Origin of the sequence: Ensifer sp. Root278, assembly GCF_001429285.1 — a bacterium.
GTDB lineage: Bacteria > Pseudomonadota > Alphaproteobacteria > Rhizobiales > Rhizobiaceae > Ensifer.
The window spans coordinates 107,438-126,008 of record NZ_LMJJ01000041.1 but is presented as its reverse complement, the minus strand read 5'-3'; the positions used below and the strand labels follow the sequence as shown (position 1 = coordinate 126,008).

Here is an 18,571-nt window from a genome sequence, read left to right as displayed (position 1 = left end):
CAGCGTCAGGCGATGCGCTTGCTGCTGGGTTTAGTGCCTCGTTTTGGCACACCGTTCTTGCAAAGCGTTGCAATAGCAGAAGCTGGCATGGGGGCGGCGAAGACGAAGCCCTGTATCAAATCGGCACAATTATGCTCGGTGATGAGCTGCAACTGATCCGTCGTCTCGACGCCTTCGACGACGATGCGCAGGCCGAGGGCACGGGCAAGATTTGCCGTCCCGCGCAGGAGCTTGAAGCGGCGCGAATCCTCACGGATGTTGCGCACGAAGGACCGATCGATCTTGATGATGTCTACCGGCAGGGCATCGAGATAACTGAGGCTGGAGTATCCGGTGCCGAAATCGTCGATGGCAATGGTGATGCCGAGACCCCGCAGCTCGCGCAGGATCGCCTGCACCTTGAGCGGCTCGTCCATCAGGCAGCTTTCGGTGACCTCCAGATGCAGCCGCGAAGCATCGAGGCCGGTTGCCTGAAGCGCATCCGTGACCATCGTGACGATTTCGCTGCTGCGTAGATCGAGCACCGAGAGGTTGACGGAGACGGACACATCGCTCGGCCAGTCCATGCAATCCCGGCATGCATGGTCGAGCACGAAACGCGTGATCTCCGTGACCAGCCCCAGTTCCTCGGCGAGCTGAATGAACACGTTCGGCGGCACCGGCCCGCGCTCCGGATGCGTCCAGCGGGCCAGCGCTTCGCAGCATTCGACCCGGCCGCCGCTCGGCGCGAACATCGGCTGGTAGGAAAGCGTCAGGCTGCGCGCATTGATCGCCTCGCGCAAATCCGCCTTGAGCTTCTGGCGGTCGACATAGCGGGCGTCCATCTCGACTTCGAACGCAGTGCAGCCGCCGCGGTTGCGCAGCTTGGTTTCCGAAAGCGCGAGATCCGCCTTGATCTGCAGGTCTTCGAGTTTTAGATCCACGTTCGACGCGATGACGAAGCCCGCGCTCATGGTCATGTTGAAGGTGAAGCCGCTGGCAACATAGGTGCCGCGCAGTTCCGTGTGCAGCCCCCGCATCCGCTCTTCCAGATCGGCCACGTCAGCCCTGTTCGGAAAGAACACGACAAACTCGTCGCCCATCAGCCGCGCCGCGATCGCATCATCACCGGCGAGCGCCTTCAACCGGCCGGCGATCGCCTGCAGCAGCTTGTCGCCGACGATGTGGCCGCGCATGTCGTTGACATGCTTGAACTCGGTGACGTCGAGGACCATCAGGCCGACGAGCCGGTCCTCCTTCTCGTCGCCGCTTGCGGCGGCCACAACCAGCTCTCCGAAGTAGTCGCGGCTCGGCAGCTCGGTCAGCTTGTCGAAGCGCACCATGTGCAGAATCTGCTTGTCCGCCTGTACGCGTGCCGTCACGTCCTCGAAGATCAGCACGATATCGCCATTGTCGCGGCGGCTGGCGGAAAACTCGAGGTGCAGTTCCTCGCTGACCGGGATCAATACCTGCGGGCGCTTGCCCTTGAGCAGAAGATCGAGCTGACGCGAGATCGCCTTGGTCTTTTCGGCATCGAGCCGCATGCGCCGCGCGCCGCGCCGGATCACGTCATCGAGCAGCCAATCCTTGAGTTCGGTCCTGTCGCCAAGCGCCAGCAACTCGCTGGCACGCTCATTGGCCACCACCACGCGGCCGTCGCCATCCAGCATGAACAAGCCATGCGTCATATTGTTGAGCGCCGCGTCGAACTGGCCGGCAATCGTCGCGATCTCGCGCGCCGCCAAAACATTCTCATAGAGAAAGGCGCGCACATTGTTGGCCATCATCCAGGTGGAAAGGATGAACGGCAGGATGAGGAAGGCAAGCGCCAGCATGAACACGTCCTGCAGCGTCATCAGGCCGATCACGATCGGCAGGCATGCGGACGAGGACAGGAGAAGCACGGCCCGCTCCGAGCCGTAGTTGCGCCCAACGAGCGAGATCATCGAGGCCAGCGTCACCGATATGGTCGCAAGCTCTGAAAAGGAATCCTGACTGACGGCAATGGCATAACCGCAAGCGATGCCGCAGGTGAGCGTGACGCTGACACCGCCGACGATATAGCGGTTCTCCCATTTGCGGACCATCGCCCGGTCGGCATTGGAGAAATCCTGCCGGTCGAACCGCGCCATATCGACATTGCGCAGCGCCCAGAGCACGAAGATCACGCCGGAGCAGGCGAGATAAAGCGGATCACTGGTCTTGAGATAGACGAGCAGAAACGTCACGACATGCGACAACATGCCGATCAGCAACGTCTTGCGATGTTCGTAGAGCGAGCTCACGGATGACAGATACACGTCAGTCGGAAGAGCGCTCTGTCCAAGTCGCATCATGAACCAAGCTCCGGTTTACCGGATTGTTAGGGGTGATGACTTAACGAATGATTTCGTCTAACGCCCCGAAAAAAGTACCGAATCCCAGAATAACCACAGGGCCGTGCCGGCAAGACCCAAGAGTTCAACTCAATAGTGCGAACCGCGCTGAACAGTACTCGGTTTCTGCAACCAAACATAGGTATCCACGACACAAAAGGCCCGACTGCAACTTCGACAATTCAGCTATGCTGGCGGACGATCCAGAATTTGCGTGCGCGATGGTTACTCGATCTTAAAGAATTACCTGCGATTTCCTGCCGTTTTTAGTTCGTGTTCGCTACCGATCCGCCTTGGATCAGCGCGGTGATCACGCTCACTACGTTCTCAGTTGACTTTCATCAGCATCTGAAGGCAAGGCTTTTCTTAAGCGTATTACGGAGCCTGATGATGTCGAAACCTGTCGTTGCCATCCCCTGCGATTTCCGCGAATTCGACGGCAATGTCTGGCATGTCGTTGCCCATCAATATGTGCGCGCCGCCGTCGAAGGCGCCGGCGTTATGCCCTTCCTCATCCCGGCGCTCGAAACCGGCAACGACATTGACGAAATCCTCGACCGCGTCGACGGCGTGCTTGCAAGCGGCGCCCGCTCCAATGTTCATCCCTCGCTCTATGGCCGCGAGGCCAAGGACAGTGACGGACCTTTCGATCCCGGCCGCGATGCGACCAGCCTGCCCCTGATCCGGCGCGCGATCGAGCGCGGTGTGCCGTTGTTTGCCATCTGCCGTGGCATCCAGGAACTGAACGTCGCACTCGGCGGCACGCTGGCGAGCGAAATCCAGGATCAGCCGGGGATCTGGGATCACCGCAAGCCTGACGTGAAGGAACTCGACGTTGCCTATGGCATCCGCCAGGACGTCATCGTCAAGGAAGGGAGCTGCCTCGCGCCCGTGCTTGGCGCCGGCCGCATCCGCGTCAACTCGTTGCACCGACAGGCGATCGGCGCCGCTGCTCCGCGCCTGGCTGTCGAAGCGGTGGCTGACGACGGCACGATCGAAGCGGTTTCGGTGATCGGCGCCAAGGCCTTTGCCGTCGGCGTACAATGGCATCCGGAATACTGGGTGCGCACCGACACCCCCTCCGCCAGCCTGTTTAGGGCCTTCGGCGACGCGGTGCGGACTTACGCCGCCGGCCGTTTGGCCGCCTGACATCACGGCTTCCGCATCGCCGCCTGAGGCAACGACGCCGGGTGTCAAATCGCGCGTCGGCTGAACGGCGTTTCCGGCACCGGCGTCAAAGCCCTTCCGGTCGCAAACCAGGCTGCGATATTGTCGACGACGAGATCGGCCATGGCGTTGCGTGTGACCACCGAGGCCGAGGCCACATGCGGCAGGAGCGACACGTTCGGCAAAGCCATCAGCGCGTCCGGCACCTGCGGCTCGTTTTCGAAAACATCGAGCCCGGCGCCGGCGATCACGCCCTTCTGAAGCGCCGCGATCAGCGCCGCCTCATCGACCGTCGAACCACGCCCGACATTGATCAGCACGCCGTTTCCGCCGAGCGCCACGAGAACCTCCGCATTCACCGTATGCCGCGTCGCCTCGGTGCCGGGCACGATGACAATGAGCGTATCGACCGCCGCCGCGAGGCCGACGAGCGTCGGATGGTAGGCATAGGGCAGGCCCTCGCGCGGGCTGCGCGTGTGATAGGCGATCGACACCCCGAAGGCTTCCAGCCGCCTGGCGATCGAAAGCCCGATGCGACCGAGGCCGTAAAGACCGACGCTTCGGCCGCGCAGGGACAGCGGCGACAGAGAAAACGCGCCCTCGCGGCTCCAGCGTCCCTGGCGCAGCCATTGTTCTGCCTGAGGCAATTGCCGGAGTGTATTCAGCAGAAGACCAACCGCCGTGTCGGCCACCTCTTCGGTCAGAACATCCGGTGTATTGCTGACGGCAACGCCCTTGGCGGCGGCATGTGCGACCTCGACGCCGTCATAGCCGACGCCGAAATTGGCGATGATCTCGAGCTGCGGCAGGACATCCATCAGGGCACCGGGCAGCCGGCCGGCTACTGCAACCGCTTTCACGTCCTGCATATCCGGCGTCACCAATGCTGGATCGGCACTCTCGATCCTGACGACTTCGAATTGCCCGACCAGTCGATCGATGACCCGTTGATTGATCTTTCCGGGCACGAGAACGCGCGTGCGGTTCACAGACATGGGCAGCTCCTGTCGGGAGGGAGATCTCAGGCGATGACGCGCAACGGGCCCGTTGATTGGCGGATGCGCATTTCCGGCTTGATCAGATGGATACCGTCGGGTTCGTGGCTGCCGGAAAGCTTGTCGAGGAGCGCGCGGGCAGCACTGCGGCCGACATCGGCCTGGCCATTCCAGACGGTGGTCAATGCCGGCGTGGCGATCGACGCCTCTTCGAGGTCGTCGTAGCCGGTGACAGAGATATCGACGCCGGGCACCAGACCGGCGCGGGCGATGCCGTTCATCATGCCGATCGCCACCAGGTCGTTCCAGCAGACGACTGCCGTCGGCTTCTGCGGCAGGGAGAGCAGATGCACCGCCGCCTCGAAGCCGCCCTGCTTCGTGCGGGGACCGGGGATGCGCAGCTCCGGATCGACCTCGATATTGGCCTTGCGCAACGCGTTGACATAGCCCTGATAGCGGTCGCGCCCGGTCGACGTCTGGTCGGTGCCGCCGACCATGGCGATGCAGCGATGGCCAAGGCCGATCAGGTGGTTGGTGGCAAGCGAGATGCCGTAGGCGTCGTCGCCGCGGAAGATCGGCACGTCCACGCCCTCGATCGAACGGGCGATTAGGATCGCCGGCATGCCGTTGTCCTCGGCAAGCTGGATGTCCTCCAGCGGCGTACCGATCGCCGGCGACATGATCACGCCATCACCGCCGAGCTGCAGCAGCGTCTCGATGAAATCGCGCTGCTTGTCGACCGAATCGTAGTGGTTGGAGAGAATGAAGGTCTGCTTGTCGCGGTCGAGCTCCGCTTCGATCGCCTTCAGGATTTCCCCGTAGAACGGGTTCATGATGTCGTGCACGACGACGCCGATGATGCCGGAGCGGGATGTTCTGAGACTGGCAGCGCGGCGGTTGTAGATATAGCCGAGCGCGCGGGCCTGCTCCTTGATTTTATCGCGGGTGACGGTCGCCACCAAAGGACTGTCGCGTAGAGCCAGGGATACCGTTGCCGTCGAAAGACCGAGTGTTTCCGCAATCGTCGAAAGCTTGACCTTTTGCGCCACGATGCCCCCTGTAGCCTTGTTCCGCCCTCGGCCGCAGCCCCACAATCCAATCCGAGTGAGGTTCTTGCAGCATGCCTCACGGCACTTTTCGTACATCCCAACGGACGTACGCGTGCCATAAATTTAAATCCCTTTTAAACTGTTTAAATCGCCACGGCAATATGCGGCGAACAAGGCTCAGTCGGCGGCCCGTGCGGCCTGGAGATTACTGTCGACGGCGCGCAGCAGTTTCATCAGAGTGCGCACCTGCTTGTCGGTCAGGCCGCGTGTCGCGAGCTTTTCCGAATGCTGCCCCGCCTCGGCGATGATCTGCAGCCGGTTGCGGCCGGGCTCAGTAAGATAGACCTTGGTGAGCCGCGCATCGTCCTCGTCCGGACGGCGCTCGAGGAAGCCCTGCGCTTCCATCCGCCCGATCGTGCGGGTCATGGTCGGCGCCTTGACCCCAAGCCTGGCGGCAAGCCCACCCGCGGTCATGCCGTCGGCTTCGGCCAGCGCCAGCATTACGCCGTCTTGCCCGGCGTAAAGACCACTTTCAAGAAGATTGCGGGAGAGTACGGTGCGCATGGAACGCGCTGCCTGGACAAGGATAGCGGCAAGATCGTGCGGCTCATTCAGGAACTCGTCCTTCTTCTTGCCGTTCTTGCCTTTCTTTTCGGCCTTGTTCTTCTTGCCCATTGGACCTCCTGCCGAATCCCCGAGTCGAACACTTATAACAATACAGCTTGCGATTACGAACTGTATGACTCAAATAACAATTTTACGACAATTGACGTGGAGGATCGAAGAGAAATGTCGATGCCTGAGCCGCGATGGCAGGACAATCGGACCGACCTTCCGGCCGACGCTCGCCGTGACTGGATCGCCGTGCTGCCGCTCGGCGCCCATGAACAGCACGGTCCGCATCTGCCCTTCGAAACCGACACGCTGATCGCCGAGGGCATCGTCTCCCGCACGATCGCCGCCATGCCCGCCGGCCTGCCGGTAACCTTCCTGCCGGCCGAGCCGGTCGGTTACTCCATCGAGCACATGGATGTCGCCGGCAGCCGAACCCTTGCCTATGGCGAGGCGGTCGAGCGCTGGCTCGGCATTGCCGGTGATCTTCACAACCAAGGTATCCGCAAGTTCGTGATGCTGAACGCCCACGGCGGCAACTCGCCGTTGATGACGATCATCGCGACCGAAGCGCGCGTACGCTTCAACATGCTGGCCGTCGCGACGAGTTGGACCCGCTTCGGCCAACCGGACGGCTGGATCAAGCCGGAGGATAAAGCCTTGGACATCCACGGCGGCGACATCGAGACATCGGTGATGCTGGCGCTCCATCCGGACAGGGTCGACATGGCCAAGGCCGAAAATTTCACCTCCCGCCAAGGCGAATTTTCTGAACGCTTCAAGCATCTGCGCGCTTACGGTCCCCACGCCTTCGGCTGGAAGATGCACGACCTGAATGGCGAAGGTGTCGCCGGCAATGCCTCGGTTGCCACGGCGGCACGGGGTGAGATTTTGATCGCCCATGCCGTCCGAGGGTTTATCGAACTCCTTGAAGATGTCAGGGATTTCGATCCCGACGATCTGACCTGAAGCGGGGCGGCAAACACTTTCTTTGCGCTTTTGCGCTATCAGATGCGCAGTTCCCCGCGGGCGTAGGGCAGAAAAACCATGGCGAAGATCATTGCGCTCGGCGCCTATTTCTACCAGGCCGTCATCGCCTTTGGCCTGCTGATCGTCGTCGCCCACTGGCTGGCGCCGGCCGACTATGCCAGCTATTCACTGTTCATCTCCATCTGCCAGTTCGCTGCGATCGCCGCCTTCGAATGGGTGCGTTTCGCCTGCATGCGTTTCTACCCTGGGGCGGATGCGGACAGTGAAGCGGCGGAGCGGCGGGCGATCCTGACCGAAGCCCTCGCCTGCGCCGTGCTGTGCCTGATCGCGGCGGGCGTGTCCTTGATCTTCGGCGTGCCGCCGGTCGTGGCGCTTGTCGGCGGCCTGGTGTCGATTGCACAAGGCGGCAGCGACCTGCATCTGACGATGCTGCGTTTCCGCCAGGATTTTCGCGCCTTCTCGGTGCTGCAGGGCTCCCGCGCCACCATTCTCGCCGCGGGCACGCTCCTCGGTGCGCTCATTTCGCCAAGCTTTCTGTCGACCGTCACGGGCCTGCTCGCCGGTTACGTTGCCTATGGCCTGCTTGCATTCCTTCTTTCCCGCCGCGCCGACACGCGCCCAGCCGCCGCGCTCGACAATGTCCGTATCCGCAAGCATCTCATCTATGGCAGCGTCTCGGCCGGGGCCGCCACTGCCGCCATGTTCGCGCCCTTGGCACTGAAGGCGATCTTCACCTCGGCGCTCGGCGCGACGGGTGCTGCCGGCGCCCTGCTTGCGCTCGACCTGCTGCAACGCCCGTTCGTGCTCATCGTTTCGGCCCTTCAGGCGATCCAATATCCGGAGATCGTTGCCGCGCATGACCGGACCGGCGATCGCGCCGCTCTTCCCCGCCAACTCGGGCAATACTACGCGCTGCTGACGAGCTTTGCGCTGATGATGGCCGCCGGTATCTTCGCTGCACTTCTCCCGGCCACCTGGCTCGTCATCAGCCCGGACCTGCAGCAAGGTTTCCTCGCAACCGCGCCTGCCATCATCGTCCTCTCGCTCGTTCGCACGCTGACACAGATCATGCTGCCGACGCCGCTGCACCTGAGGCAACGCCTTGCGTTGATCCTGCTGCTCGCCGTGGCCGACTGCGTGCTTCTAAGCCTTGGAGCATTGGCAGTCCTGGCCTTGGCTGGGGCGAACGATGCGGCGTTAGCCTGGGGCAGCGCCATCGGCGCGATCCTCGCCGCCCTCATCGGCCTTCGCCTGATGTCCTCGCTCGCCTTCGATTTCTCCTGGCCGCCCGTGCTCTTCGCCGCCGCCGGACTTGGCGCGGCCGTGCTGGCCTTCTCCCTCTCCGGTGAAACCAGCTACGTTACGATCGGTACCGGTATTGTTGTCGGTGGTCTGTTCTGCTTGCTCTCGCTCAACCAGTTGCGGCTGATGATGCGGTCGCCGAGACCCAGCACGGCCTAGGCGCTAAGAAAAACTGCACGAATTTCCGGTTAGATCGCGCCGAAAGAGCGGAGAGCGCCCCATGAACATCGTCGTCGGCATAGCGACCGCGGGCCGCCGCGAGGTCCTCTCCGAAACCCTGCTGCATCTGACGCGGCAGACGCGACTACCGGACGCCGTCGTCATCTGCCCAAGCACGCCGGAGGACGTCGACGAAGCCAGAATCGGCTCGCTTCCCTTGAAGGCCCGTATCGTCGCGGGCAACAAGGGTTCCAGCGCACAGCGCAACGCCATCCTCGACCAGGCGACAACCGCCGATCTGATCGTCTTTTTCGACGACGATTTCCTGCCGCGCAGCGATTTTCTTACCGAGGCTGAAAGGCTGTTCGATCGCGAGGCTGATCTCGTCGTGGCAACCGGCCTGGTTCTGGCCGACGGCATTCATGGCCCGGGCATATCGATTGCCGATGCCAAGGCGATCCTCGAGACGGATCCCGGCGCTCAGCCGCACGATGTCACACAGCCGGCCTTCAACGCCTATGGCTGCAACATGGCCTTCCGCGTATCGGCGATTGCCGCCGAACGCACCCGTTTCGACGAGCGGCTGCCGCTCTATGGCTGGCAGGAGGATGTCGATTTCTGCCGGCGTCTGGCCGCGCACGGGCGCATCGTGAAATCGCCGGCGCTGCGCGGCGTCCACCTCGGCAACAAGCGCGGCCGCACCTCGGGCCTGCGCTTCGGTTACTCGCAGGTCGCAAATCCGCTCTATCTGCGCAACAAGGGCACGGTCGGACTGAAATGGGCACTTCGCCTCATGGGCGGCAACTTCGCCGCCAACATCCTCGGCAGCCTCAAACCGCAAGGCCTCGTCGATCGACGCGGTCGGCTCAAGGGCAATCTGATTGCATTTGGTGATTTTGTCCGGGGTCGACTGGACCCGATGCGGGTTCTCGACCTTTGACGCTCCAAAATCGCGCAGAATGGATCAGATGTGCTGCGCCGCCAGCATGTTGAGCAGCACGACCGCACTCCCGTCCCAGGAAAAGCGCTTCGCATTGTCAAAGCCGGAACGCCGCAAATCTCGGCGAACGGCCTCGTCGGCGGAGATCGTCCGCATCGCGTCGACCAAAGCCTCCGTCTTCAACGGATCGAAGTAGCAAACGGCATCGCCGCAGGCCTCGCGAACCGGCGGAATATCGGCGGCGAGCACCGGGCACCCCTGCGTCATCGCTTCCAGCGGCGGGATGCCGAAACCTTCATAGAGGCTGGGAAAGACGAAGGCGACAGCGCGCCGCTGCAGCCCGGCGATCTCGTCATCGGTCAGGCGGCCCGGAAAGATCAGGTTGCCCTTCGACGTGGGCGCGATATCGCGGAACACGGTCGGGTCGGTGCCACCCACGACCACGAGCTTGTGGTCGCCGGCACCAAGTGCCTCGAAGGCGCGCACCGCAAACTCGACATTCTTGTTGGGCTTCAGCGTGCCGACCAGCAGGAAGAAGGGCGTATCGGCAAGCCCGAGCCGCTGGATGACGCCCTCGTCCGGCTGAAGTCGCGCGAAGTGATCCGTCGCGTTGTAGATGACGTCGATGCCAGCAGCCGGCACGCGGAAGACATCGGCAAGCTCCTGGCGCGAAAAGTTCGAGACGGTGCCGAGCTTTGCCCGCCTTGCAAGGATGAAACCGAGCGCCCCATGAAACAGCCGGTAGCCGCGCCCGAACGAGGCCGGATGGCGAAACAGGGTGACGTCGTGGATCACCACCACCTGGTCGCCGTGCAGCACCGGGCCGCTGCCGCCGAAGCCGATCAGCGTATCGCGGCGCGCGCGCCAATAGAGCGCGCCCTGCTCCCAGACATGGCCCGGTCCGGAGCCGAACCGCTCGACCGAAATCGCCTTGAGCCCGAGATCGTCGACAGCCTTGCCCGGAGTAAGCAGCCGCCAGCGCGCGTCCTTCAGCGCATGCGGCACCTGCCCGGAAGCGATGCGCACATCCAGCGCTCGGGTCATCTCACGGGCGAAGCGCTGCACGCCGGTGAGCGGCTGGGTCAGGAACCGGCCGTTGATGGAAATCGTCTTCACGCGCGCACCCCTAGGATCTGCCGCGCACTCTCTCCGATTTTGATGAAAGGAGGGTTATCGCAGACCGCTGAGGCGATCCGCCCGCGCCCGCCAAAATCGCCCGCGCCATTTGCGCATCGCCGCCGCATCTCCTATATGAAACCCGACTTGGATGCCTGCCCGCCGCATCCGGAAATCCTAGAGGTTCCCATGACCGAAACATCCCCGCAGAAGCCGATCCCCGTCACTGTGCTCACCGGCTATCTCGGCGCCGGCAAGACGACGCTTTTGAACCGCATCCTCAGCGAGAACCATGGTCGCAAATACGCGGTCATCGTCAACGAGTTCGGCGAGATCGGCATCGACAACGACCTGATCGTGGAATCCGACGAGGAAATCTACGAGATGAACAACGGCTGCGTCTGCTGCACCGTGCGCGGCGACCTGATCCGCGTGGTCGAGGGCCTAATGCGCCGCCCCGGCCGCTTCGACGCGATCATCGTCGAGACGACCGGCCTTGCCGATCCGGTGCCGGTCGCCCAGACCTTCTTCATGGACGATGACGTGCGCGCCAAGACCGAGCTCGACGCGGTCGTCGCACTGGTCGATGCCAAGCACCTGCCGCTGCGGCTGAAGGACAGCCGCGAGGCCGAAGACCAGATCGCCTTTGCCGACGTCGTGCTTCTCAACAAGACCGACTTGGTCACGCCTGAGGAACTGGAGCGCATCGAAGCGACCGTGCGCGTCATCAATCCGTCGGCCCGCATCTACCGCACCCAGCGCTCCGACATCGATCTTGCCAAGGTCCTCGATCAGGGCGCCTTCAACCTGGAAAGGGCGCTGGAAAACGATCCGCATTTCCTCGACCAGGACGATCACGAACACGATCACACCTGCGGCCCGGACTGCGGCCACGACCACCATCACCACCATGATCACGATCATCATGATCACGACCACGATCACGACCATCACCACCACCACGATCACGCGCCCTCGCCGATCCATGACGTGACGGTGCAGTCGATCTCGCTGCGCGGCGGCGAGATGAACCCGGATCGCTTCTTCCCCTGGATCCAGAAGATCACCCAGACGGACGGCCCGAACATCCTGCGCCTGAAGGGCATCATCGCCTTTGCCGGTGACGCCGAGCGTTACGTCGTCCAGGGCGTGCACATGATCATCGAGGGCGACCACCAGCGCCCCTGGAAGGATGGCGAGAAGCGCGAAAGCCGCCTCGTCTTCATCGGCCGTGATCTCGACCGCGAGAAGCTCGAGCGCACGTTCAAAGCCTGCGAGGCGCAGCCGAACTGATGCCGACTGTCGCTCCCCTCGATCTCGAAGGTCACGTCGTCGGCGTGGCCTTTCTCAAAGGCGTCCCCTTCTTCGCCGAAGCCACTGGTGCGATCCATCGCCTCGACCTCGGCCGCAAGACGACGGAGGTCCACGAGGGCCTGCTGTCGCTCGTGGTGGACGACGCCAACGACACGCTGCTGACCGGCGGCGAGGACGGCAAGGTCATGCGTACGGCCGCCGACGGCACCACCTCGCTGGTCGCCGAAGCGCCACGCAAGTGGATCGCGCAAGTTGCAGCAGGCCCGCAAGGCGCCGTCGCCTATGCCTATGGCAAGACCACCCATGTGCGGCTCGCCGCCGGCACGACGAAGGAATTTACCGAGGAACGCACCGTCGAGGGCCTCGCCTTTGCACCGAAAGGCCTTCGCGTCGCCGCAGCGCGCTACAACGGCGTGTCGTTGCACTGGGTCGGCACATCGGGCCAGCCGATCGACCTCGAATGGAAGGGCGCCCACACCGGCGTCACCTTCTCGCCCGACGGCCGCTTCCTCGTCACCACGATGCAGGAAAACGCGCTGCACGGCTGGAAACTCGACGCCAAGCCCGGCGCCGAAGCCCGCCACATGCGCATGACCGGCTATCCCGCCAAGGTGAAGTCGGTCTCCTGGTCGGCCAAGGGCAAATGGCTCGCCTCCTCAGGCGCCCCGGCCGCCATCGTCTGGCCCTTCCAGGGCAAGGACGGCCCGATGGGCAAGGCGCCGCTGGAACTCGGCACCCGCGCCGACATCATGGTGACCTCGGTCTGCTGCCATCCGGCCGAAGACATCGTCGCGATCGGCTATCAGGACGGCATGATCCTCGGCGCGCGCTTTGCCGACAGCAAGGAAGTGCTGCTGCGCCGCCCCGGCAAGGGCGCCATCACCGCCATGGCCTGGAACAAGGACGGCCGGCAGCTCGTCTTCGGCTCCGCCGAGGGCGACTGCGGTGTCGTCGATATCGCGGGATAACAGGCAAACAATGACCGCAGGCGCAGAAGCTCCACTCTATGCTGGCTCGGCCGTTGTGCCTCTGGTGGACGGCGAAGTCTGGAACCGCATCCGTGCGGAAGCCCGGGCGCTCGCCATGCGCGAGCCGGTCATGGAGCAAACGCTGCAGCTGATCACCGAGGTGCGGCCGGATGCGGCGGTGCTCGCAGGTGTTCTCGCCTCCCGCCTTTCCGTTGCCCGCGTCGACGAACGATCGCTGGCGCAGCTGCTTTCGGACATCTTCGACGCCGATGCAGAAGCTCTGCGCGCTGCCGAGGCGGACCTCCAGGCGGTGATGGAACGTGACCCCGCCTGCCCGGGCCTCTTGCATGTCCTCCTCAATCTCAAGGGCTTCCAGGCGCTGCAGACCTATCGCGCGGCTCACCGGCTGTGGACCGATGGCCGCGAGGACATCGCCAACTGGCTCTCGAACCTCGCCTCGCTTGTCTTCGGTCCCGATATCCACCCGGCCGCCTGCATCGGCAAGGCCGTGATGCTCGACCATGGCTCCGGCATCGTCATCGGCGAGACCTCCGTCATCGAAGACCAGGTTTCGATCCTGCAGGATGTCACGCTCGGTGGCACCGGTAAGGAAACCGGCAATCGGCATCCAAAAATTCGCCAAGGCGTCATGATCGGCGCCGGCGCCAAGATCCTCGGCAATATCGAGGTCGGAGCCTACAGCAAGGTCGCGGCCGGCAGCGTGGTGCTGAAACCCGTGCCGCCGCGCACCACGGTAGCGGGCGTGCCGGCAACGGTGGTGCGCATTCACCGTGTCGACGAGGTGCCAGCGGCAGAGATGGACCAGACGATCGTCTGATCCATCTGCGCCCGCGTCAGGCCCGCTCCCGCTTCAGATCTTCACCAGCGCGGCGGTAACATACATGAAGGCGGCGCCGGTCGCGAGACCGGCCAGAACAGGCGGCGTCAGGAACACGTCGCGCCCGCGCTCGCTTTGCCGCATCAGATAGGCACCGACTTCGATGATCACCTGCAGGATCGCCCCTGCACCAACCGCTAGCGCCAACGCCGACCACTGCGCCGAGGTCGCAAGGCTTCCGAGCCACATGCCGATGACAGCCGGACCGCCGGCAAGCAGCGTCAGCCCGATGAACACCCAGATGGACGGCCGCTTTTTCAGGATCGGAGCGGCAATGCCGATGCCCTCGGTGACGTTGTGGAGCGCAAATCCCAGCACCAGGAAGGTACCGAGCCCAGCCGACCCGGCGGCAAAGGCGGCACCAATCGCCAGCCCCTCGCCGAGATTGTGCAGGCCGATCCCGAGCGCGATGTAAGTGGAAAGCGCAAGCCCGGCCGGCGCACCGCTTCGCCGCCCGATCGCCATCAACAGGAGGAAACTGCTTAGGGCCGCCAGCACCACCATGACCGGCCCTTGGAAGATCGCGGCCGCCTCGCCGGCAAGTTCGAGCGCTTCTGCACTCGCATCGACAAGCAGGAAGCCTAGCAGGCCGATCGTCAGCGACAGCAGGAAGGCCATGCCGTCGCGACCGACGCCGCGCAGCACCGGGTAGAACATCAGGCCGACGGCCACCGGCACGATACCGACGATGATGCCGACCAGCGCCTGCAGTCGCAGTTGGCCTGTCGTTGCCTGCGGCGTCGGCACGGCGACGGCAATGTCGTGAGCAAACGTGGCCCCGGTATTGCTCACCACCTTCACGGCATGCGCCTCGCCCAGCATCCATGGGAACGGCAGGTTCAGCCACGCTGCCCTGCCCCGCGCGATCGGCCCCGACGGATCCTGGGTGAATTGCCAATAGGCGTCATCCACCTGAACCTGCGCCACTGTCATCGGTTCCGATCCACCGGCGCGAACAAGGAGACGAAGGCCGCTGTCGTCGAGCACGGTCCTTTCGAAGGTCAGGTTTTCGATAGGCGGCGCACCGTTGCGGAATCCCGACAACGGATCGGTCGATAGAATCCAGGCAACGGCAATGGCAAAGGCGATGAGAGGCAGCGCCAGCCACACCAGGTTGGTCTTTGCCGCGCGGATCGCAGCTCTCGGCAGGGTCTCGTTCATGCCAGCGCCTCCACCACATCGAACATGCCGACCCAGCCGAGTTCGGTAAACTCGGTCTGATGCGGGTGGAACATGTAAAGACCGGGCTCATGCTCGGCGAAGGTGAATTCGAGAATGCCGCGCTGTGCCTGGCACTGGGTGATGAGATCGACGGTTTTCAATGTCGGCGTCAGCGTCGTGCCCTGATCGTAATAGTCGAAGAAATTGGCGTGCAGGTGGAACGAGTTGATTGGGTCGAACTCGATGACATTGACCAGATAGATGCGCACCGGTTTGCCCTTCACGATCCGGATCGGCCGCTTCATGTAGGCGTGAGCGACGGTGTTGACCGCGTAGAACTCGTTTTCGGCATCGAAATTGGTGTCGAAGGCGTTCATCACCATCACCAGTTCCTGCCAGCCGGCATTCTCCGGCGTGCCGAGCAGTCGGGAGCGGGCGACGTCCACATGTTCCGGCCGGCGCTCGGGATCGGGGTCGATGACGAAGGCGCCATACATGCCCTTGTGGATATGTCGGCGCAGCGGCATCGCATGGCAATGATAGAGGTGGCAGCCAAACGGCTTGGCGTCGAACTCGTAAATGAACTCATCGCCGGGATCGACCATGCCGGCACCCGGCACGCCATCCATGCGCGCGGCATGAATGCCATGAAAGTGGATCGAGTGGGGATGAGATGCGTAGTTGCGAAAGACGATCCGCAGACGCTCGCCCTCCTTTGCCCGAAGTGCTGGCCCCGGCACGCGGCCATTATAGGTCCAGGCCGGAAAGGTGATGCCGGGCGCGATTTCGATGTCGCGATCCTGCGCGGTCATCTCGAAGGTCCTGAGCGTTCGTCCATCCGGCAGCATCGAGACCGTACCGGTCTCCCAATCGGTCAGCATGTCGGTCGGGTCGAAACCGTTGACGGTGCTGTCGACATCGCCGATCGTCATCATCGCCCCATGCCCCATGGCGGGCATCGGATCCTGGGCGGCCGCCCCCGCCGGCGCAGCATGACCGGCATGGCTCGCCTGCTGTTGGCCCAAGGTGGCGCTGGTGCAGATCGCGGTCCCGCCCGCCGCCGCCAGCCCGCCCATCAGAAGGCTCCGCCTTCGGAGCAGGTCTGGTCTCGTCGGCTTGTCCATTTTTGGCCCCTCTCTCGATTGGATAAGCCACGCGCCGCGCTGCGATGGCATAGGTCAGCAATGCGCCACATGCTTTTGCAAATCATTTGCAGCTACATCAATAATGCAAATGCAACTCATTCGCAACTAACCTCGAATCGAGCGCTCTTGCGCAGGGACCCAAGGGACCGATCGCTTAACGCCGCAACTCCCATCTGCCCTGGAACGAAAACGTCCCCGGAAGCAGCGCTTCGGGGACGTTGATCGGAAGCCGTTGCACGGACCGGAAGCGGGCTCATCCGCATCGCAAAGCCCGACCGGCGCCAGTTTCACCATTCGAGTTCGAGTTGAGGAAGCCCGTTCGAGGTTTTTTCGATCGTCCGACCCGTCTCATCCACCGTCGCAGTGACCCGTTGACGGAAGGCCGAGAAGCTTTCGAAGGTGACGACGTCGATCGGTTCGTCGAATTTCATCGTCAGGCGATAGCGCCCCGGCTGCGCCGTCAGCGCCTGCACCGACAGGATCTCGCCTTCGAAAGCCTGGCCGAGATAGCGCCCCTTCACCCGCGAGCCCAGCATCCAGGGATTGAAGGGCGGCCGGTTGCCGACGGAGGCATGCAGCGTGTTCCAGTCGCGAAAGCCGTATTGCGCGGCGATCAATTCAAGCGAGCGGGAATGGCCGATGGTTTCGCCTTCGGCAGCAAGGCGGGTACGCAGGCGCCTGGCCTGATCTTTCAGGGCATCGAGTGAGGGAAGCGTGGTTGTTCCGCGCGTCATGAGAGGGTCTCCTGCAGCGGCATGCATTCCTTGGAGATGGGAGCCCGCATTGCCACCGGTTCGCATGCCGTTTCGGCTGACCGTGTCTCGAAGAAGGACTTCACCAAAGCATGACGCTCGCGGACGGCAGGGACCTTCACCCTGCCGTTTCCATAGGGGATGCCGTCTCGACTGTCAAACTTGGCCCGGAAGAGCGGCGATCGTGCAGGCGCAAAAGACGATTGCGCACGCGCAAAAGCTGTGGGACGACTACGGCGCGGGAGACGACGAGGGAGGACATCATGACCGACATGACGATACTCGCATTCGCGCTGGTTGCCTTCATCGGCATCGCGACACCGGGCCCGACGGTTCTGCTCGCGCTCACCAACGGCTCGCGTTATGGCGTGAAGCGCGCAATCGCCGGCATGCTCGGCGCCGTGCTCTCCGATTTCGTGCTGATCGGCGCCGTCGCACTCGGTCTCGGCGCCCTGCTCGCCGCCTCCGAATTCTGGTTTACCGTCGTCAAATGGCTGGGCGCCGCCTACCTCGCCTTTCTCGGCATCATGCTGTTGCGGTCGAAAGGAACGATCCAGGTCGCAACCGAGGCAAGCGGCTCCGGTCATCCCGTTTCCGCTGTCGCCATCTTCGTCAAGAGCTTCCTCGTCGCCGTCACCAACCCGAAGGGCTACCTGTTCTTCACCGCCTTCCTGCCGCAGTTCATCGACGCCGCGGCGCCGCAAGCACAACAATATGCCACCCTGACATTCGTCTTCGCCTCGGTCGATCTTGCCGTGATGTTCGGTTACGCGCTGCTCGGTGCACAGGCCGCGGCCTTCCTCAAGCACTCCGGCGCCGTCTGGCTCGATAGACTCTGTGGCGGCGCGCTACTGGCGCTCGCCGGCTCGCTCGCCCTCTATCGCCGCGCCACCGCCTGAAATGCTGTTTCGTCAGCACGTGCTCGCAGCCATCGCCAGCGGCGACGTGACCTTGGCCTTCCGACGCTGGACGAAGCCGACGGTCAGGGCCGGTGGTACGCTGCGCACCGCAGTCGGCGTTCTCGCCATCGATGCCATCGACGAGATCGAGGAAGGCGCAATCACCGACGGCGACGCGCGCAAGGCCGGCTTTGCCGACCTCGGCGCTCTCTTGAAAGAGCTTGCCGCTCGCCGCGAGGGCCGCTGCTATCGCATCGCCTTCCACCGAGCCGGCGACGATCCGCGCATCACGCTGCGGGAAATGTCCGACTTCGGCAGCGAAGAACGGGCAGAGATCGGCCGCAAGCTCGATGACTTCGACCGCAGCGCGGGCATGGCCTGGACGATACCGGTGCTCACGCTGATCGCTGCCTGCGACGGAACCACCGCCACGGAATTGAGCGCCGCCATCGGCATGGAAAAACTGAAACTCAAGACGCGCATCCGCAAACTGAAGGAACTCGGCCTCACCGAAAGCCTAGCCGTCGGCTATCGCCTGTCCGAACGCGGCCGCGCCTTTCTCAAGGGGGCAGTAACGCACAAAAAGGCGGACGGCGCCGAGGACACCATCCGCTTCTCGTCTTGAGGCACATGCGATCCACGGCAACACAGCGCGAACACCATCGTTGCGCGTATCGGTGGCTCCTTCTAATCCCGATTGCCACTGTTGCGTGCCTGGAGCAGGTGTGAGACGACTTGCCACCGAGACGG

17 protein-coding genes are annotated in these 18,571 nt (G+C 63.4%); 9 read left to right on the top strand and 8 right to left on the bottom strand.

The genetic code is table 11. The features are described 5' to 3' along the window. Nucleotides 1–5 precede the first annotated feature (5 nt). The gene (locus tag ASE60_RS26510) at nt 6–2,315 is read right to left on the bottom strand and encodes an EAL domain-containing protein (protein ID WP_057254583.1); all 2,310 of its coding nucleotides are present in this window, start codon (nt 2,313–2,315) and stop codon (nt 6–8) included. A 429-nt stretch (nt 2,316–2,744) separates the two neighbouring features. On the opposite strand from ASE60_RS26510, the gene ASE60_RS26505 reads away from it, so the two are divergent. Further along, entirely contained in the window at nt 2,745–3,503 is a 759-nt protein-coding gene (locus tag ASE60_RS26505) for a gamma-glutamyl-gamma-aminobutyrate hydrolase family protein (RefSeq protein WP_057254824.1), read from the top strand. A gap of 44 nt (nt 3,504–3,547) precedes the next feature. Here ASE60_RS26505 and ASE60_RS26500 read toward each other — a convergent pair whose 3' ends face one another. From ASE60_RS26500 to ASE60_RS26490, 3 genes are all read right to left on the bottom strand, one after another. After that, a complete protein-coding gene (locus ASE60_RS26500) occupies nt 3,548–4,510 on the bottom strand; it encodes a 2-hydroxyacid dehydrogenase (RefSeq protein ID WP_057254823.1) in 963 nt (320 codons plus the stop codon). Nucleotides 4,511–4,542: 32 nt separating this feature from the next. Continuing rightward, nucleotides 4,543–5,565 carry a LacI family DNA-binding transcriptional regulator gene (locus tag ASE60_RS26495; protein WP_057254582.1) on the bottom strand — a complete coding sequence of 341 codons (1,023 nt, stop codon included), beginning with the start codon at nt 5,563–5,565 and terminating at the stop codon, nt 4,543–4,545. 177 nt (nt 5,566–5,742) lie between these two features. Beyond that, nucleotides 5,743–6,240: a MarR family transcriptional regulator gene (locus tag ASE60_RS26490; protein WP_057254581.1), complete on the bottom strand. Its 498-nt coding sequence runs from the start codon at nt 6,238–6,240 to the stop codon at nt 5,743–5,745. A gap of 114 nt (nt 6,241–6,354) precedes the next feature. On the opposite strand from ASE60_RS26490, the gene ASE60_RS26485 reads away from it, so the two are divergent. The 3 genes from ASE60_RS26485 to ASE60_RS26475 all read left to right on the top strand — a co-directional run bounded on the left by ASE60_RS26485 (nt 6,355) and on the right by ASE60_RS26475 (nt 9,568). Beyond that, nucleotides 6,355–7,146: a creatininase family protein gene (locus tag ASE60_RS26485; RefSeq protein ID WP_057254580.1), complete on the top strand. Its 792-nt coding sequence runs from the start codon at nt 6,355–6,357 to the stop codon at nt 7,144–7,146. A gap of 78 nt (nt 7,147–7,224) precedes the next feature. After that, nucleotides 7,225–8,628 carry a hypothetical protein gene (locus tag ASE60_RS26480; protein ID WP_057254579.1) on the top strand — a complete coding sequence of 468 codons (1,404 nt, stop codon included), beginning with the start codon at nt 7,225–7,227 and terminating at the stop codon, nt 8,626–8,628. A 61-nt stretch (nt 8,629–8,689) separates the two neighbouring features. After that, nucleotides 8,690–9,568, top strand: coding sequence for a glycosyltransferase (locus ASE60_RS26475; protein ID WP_057254578.1), 879 nt, complete (start codon nt 8,690–8,692; stop codon nt 9,566–9,568). A gap of 24 nt (nt 9,569–9,592) precedes the next feature. Here ASE60_RS26475 and ASE60_RS26470 read toward each other — a convergent pair whose 3' ends face one another. Next, a complete protein-coding gene (locus ASE60_RS26470) occupies nt 9,593–10,684 on the bottom strand; it encodes a glycosyltransferase family 1 protein (protein WP_057254577.1) in 1,092 nt (363 codons plus the stop codon). A gap of 189 nt (nt 10,685–10,873) precedes the next feature. On the opposite strand from ASE60_RS26470, the gene ASE60_RS26465 reads away from it, so the two are divergent. Genes ASE60_RS26465 through cysE form a run of 3 tightly spaced genes read left to right on the top strand, consistent with a single transcriptional unit; the run spans nt 10,874 to nt 13,804 of the window. Beyond that, nucleotides 10,874–11,977 (top strand): GTP-binding protein, encoded by a 1,104-nt coding sequence (locus ASE60_RS26465; RefSeq protein WP_057254576.1) that lies wholly within the window; start codon nt 10,874–10,876, stop codon nt 11,975–11,977. Then, nucleotides 11,977–12,966, top strand: a complete 990-nt coding sequence (locus ASE60_RS26460; protein ID WP_057254575.1) for a WD40 repeat domain-containing protein — start codon at nt 11,977–11,979, stop codon at nt 12,964–12,966. Before ASE60_RS26465 ends, ASE60_RS26460 begins: the two co-directional genes overlap by 1 nt. Before the next feature lie 10 nt (nt 12,967–12,976). Continuing rightward, entirely contained in the window at nt 12,977–13,804 is an 828-nt protein-coding gene (gene cysE / locus ASE60_RS26455; protein WP_057254574.1) for a serine O-acetyltransferase, read from the top strand. Nucleotides 13,805–13,837: 33 nt separating this feature from the next. Here the strand turns inward: cysE and ASE60_RS26450 are convergent, their stop codons facing one another. The 3 genes from ASE60_RS26450 to ASE60_RS26440 all read right to left on the bottom strand — a co-directional run bounded on the left by ASE60_RS26450 (nt 13,838) and on the right by ASE60_RS26440 (nt 16,904). Further along, on the bottom strand, nt 13,838–15,025 hold the full coding sequence (locus ASE60_RS26450; protein WP_057254573.1) for a metal transporter: 1,188 nt from the start codon (nt 15,023–15,025) through the stop codon (nt 13,838–13,840). Further along, nucleotides 15,022–16,149, bottom strand: a complete 1,128-nt coding sequence (locus ASE60_RS26445) for a multicopper oxidase domain-containing protein (RefSeq protein WP_057254572.1) — start codon at nt 16,147–16,149, stop codon at nt 15,022–15,024. Before ASE60_RS26445 ends, ASE60_RS26450 begins: the two co-directional genes overlap by 4 nt. Nucleotides 16,150–16,457: 308 nt before the next feature. Then, nucleotides 16,458–16,904, bottom strand: a complete 447-nt coding sequence (locus ASE60_RS26440; protein WP_057254571.1) for a glyoxalase superfamily protein — start codon at nt 16,902–16,904, stop codon at nt 16,458–16,460. A gap of 281 nt (nt 16,905–17,185) precedes the next feature. Here ASE60_RS26440 and ASE60_RS26435 point away from each other — a divergent pair, with 281 nt between their 5' ends. Together ASE60_RS26435 and ASE60_RS26430 are read left to right on the top strand one after the other, a co-directional pair. Beyond that, nucleotides 17,186–17,821: a LysE family translocator gene (locus ASE60_RS26435; RefSeq protein WP_057254570.1), complete on the top strand. Its 636-nt coding sequence runs from the start codon at nt 17,186–17,188 to the stop codon at nt 17,819–17,821. 1 nt (nt 17,822) lies between these two features. Continuing rightward, the gene (locus tag ASE60_RS26430; RefSeq protein WP_057254569.1) at nt 17,823–18,446 is read left to right on the top strand and encodes a hypothetical protein; all 624 of its coding nucleotides are present in this window, start codon (nt 17,823–17,825) and stop codon (nt 18,444–18,446) included. The last annotated feature ends 125 nt before the right edge of the window (nt 18,447–18,571 follow it).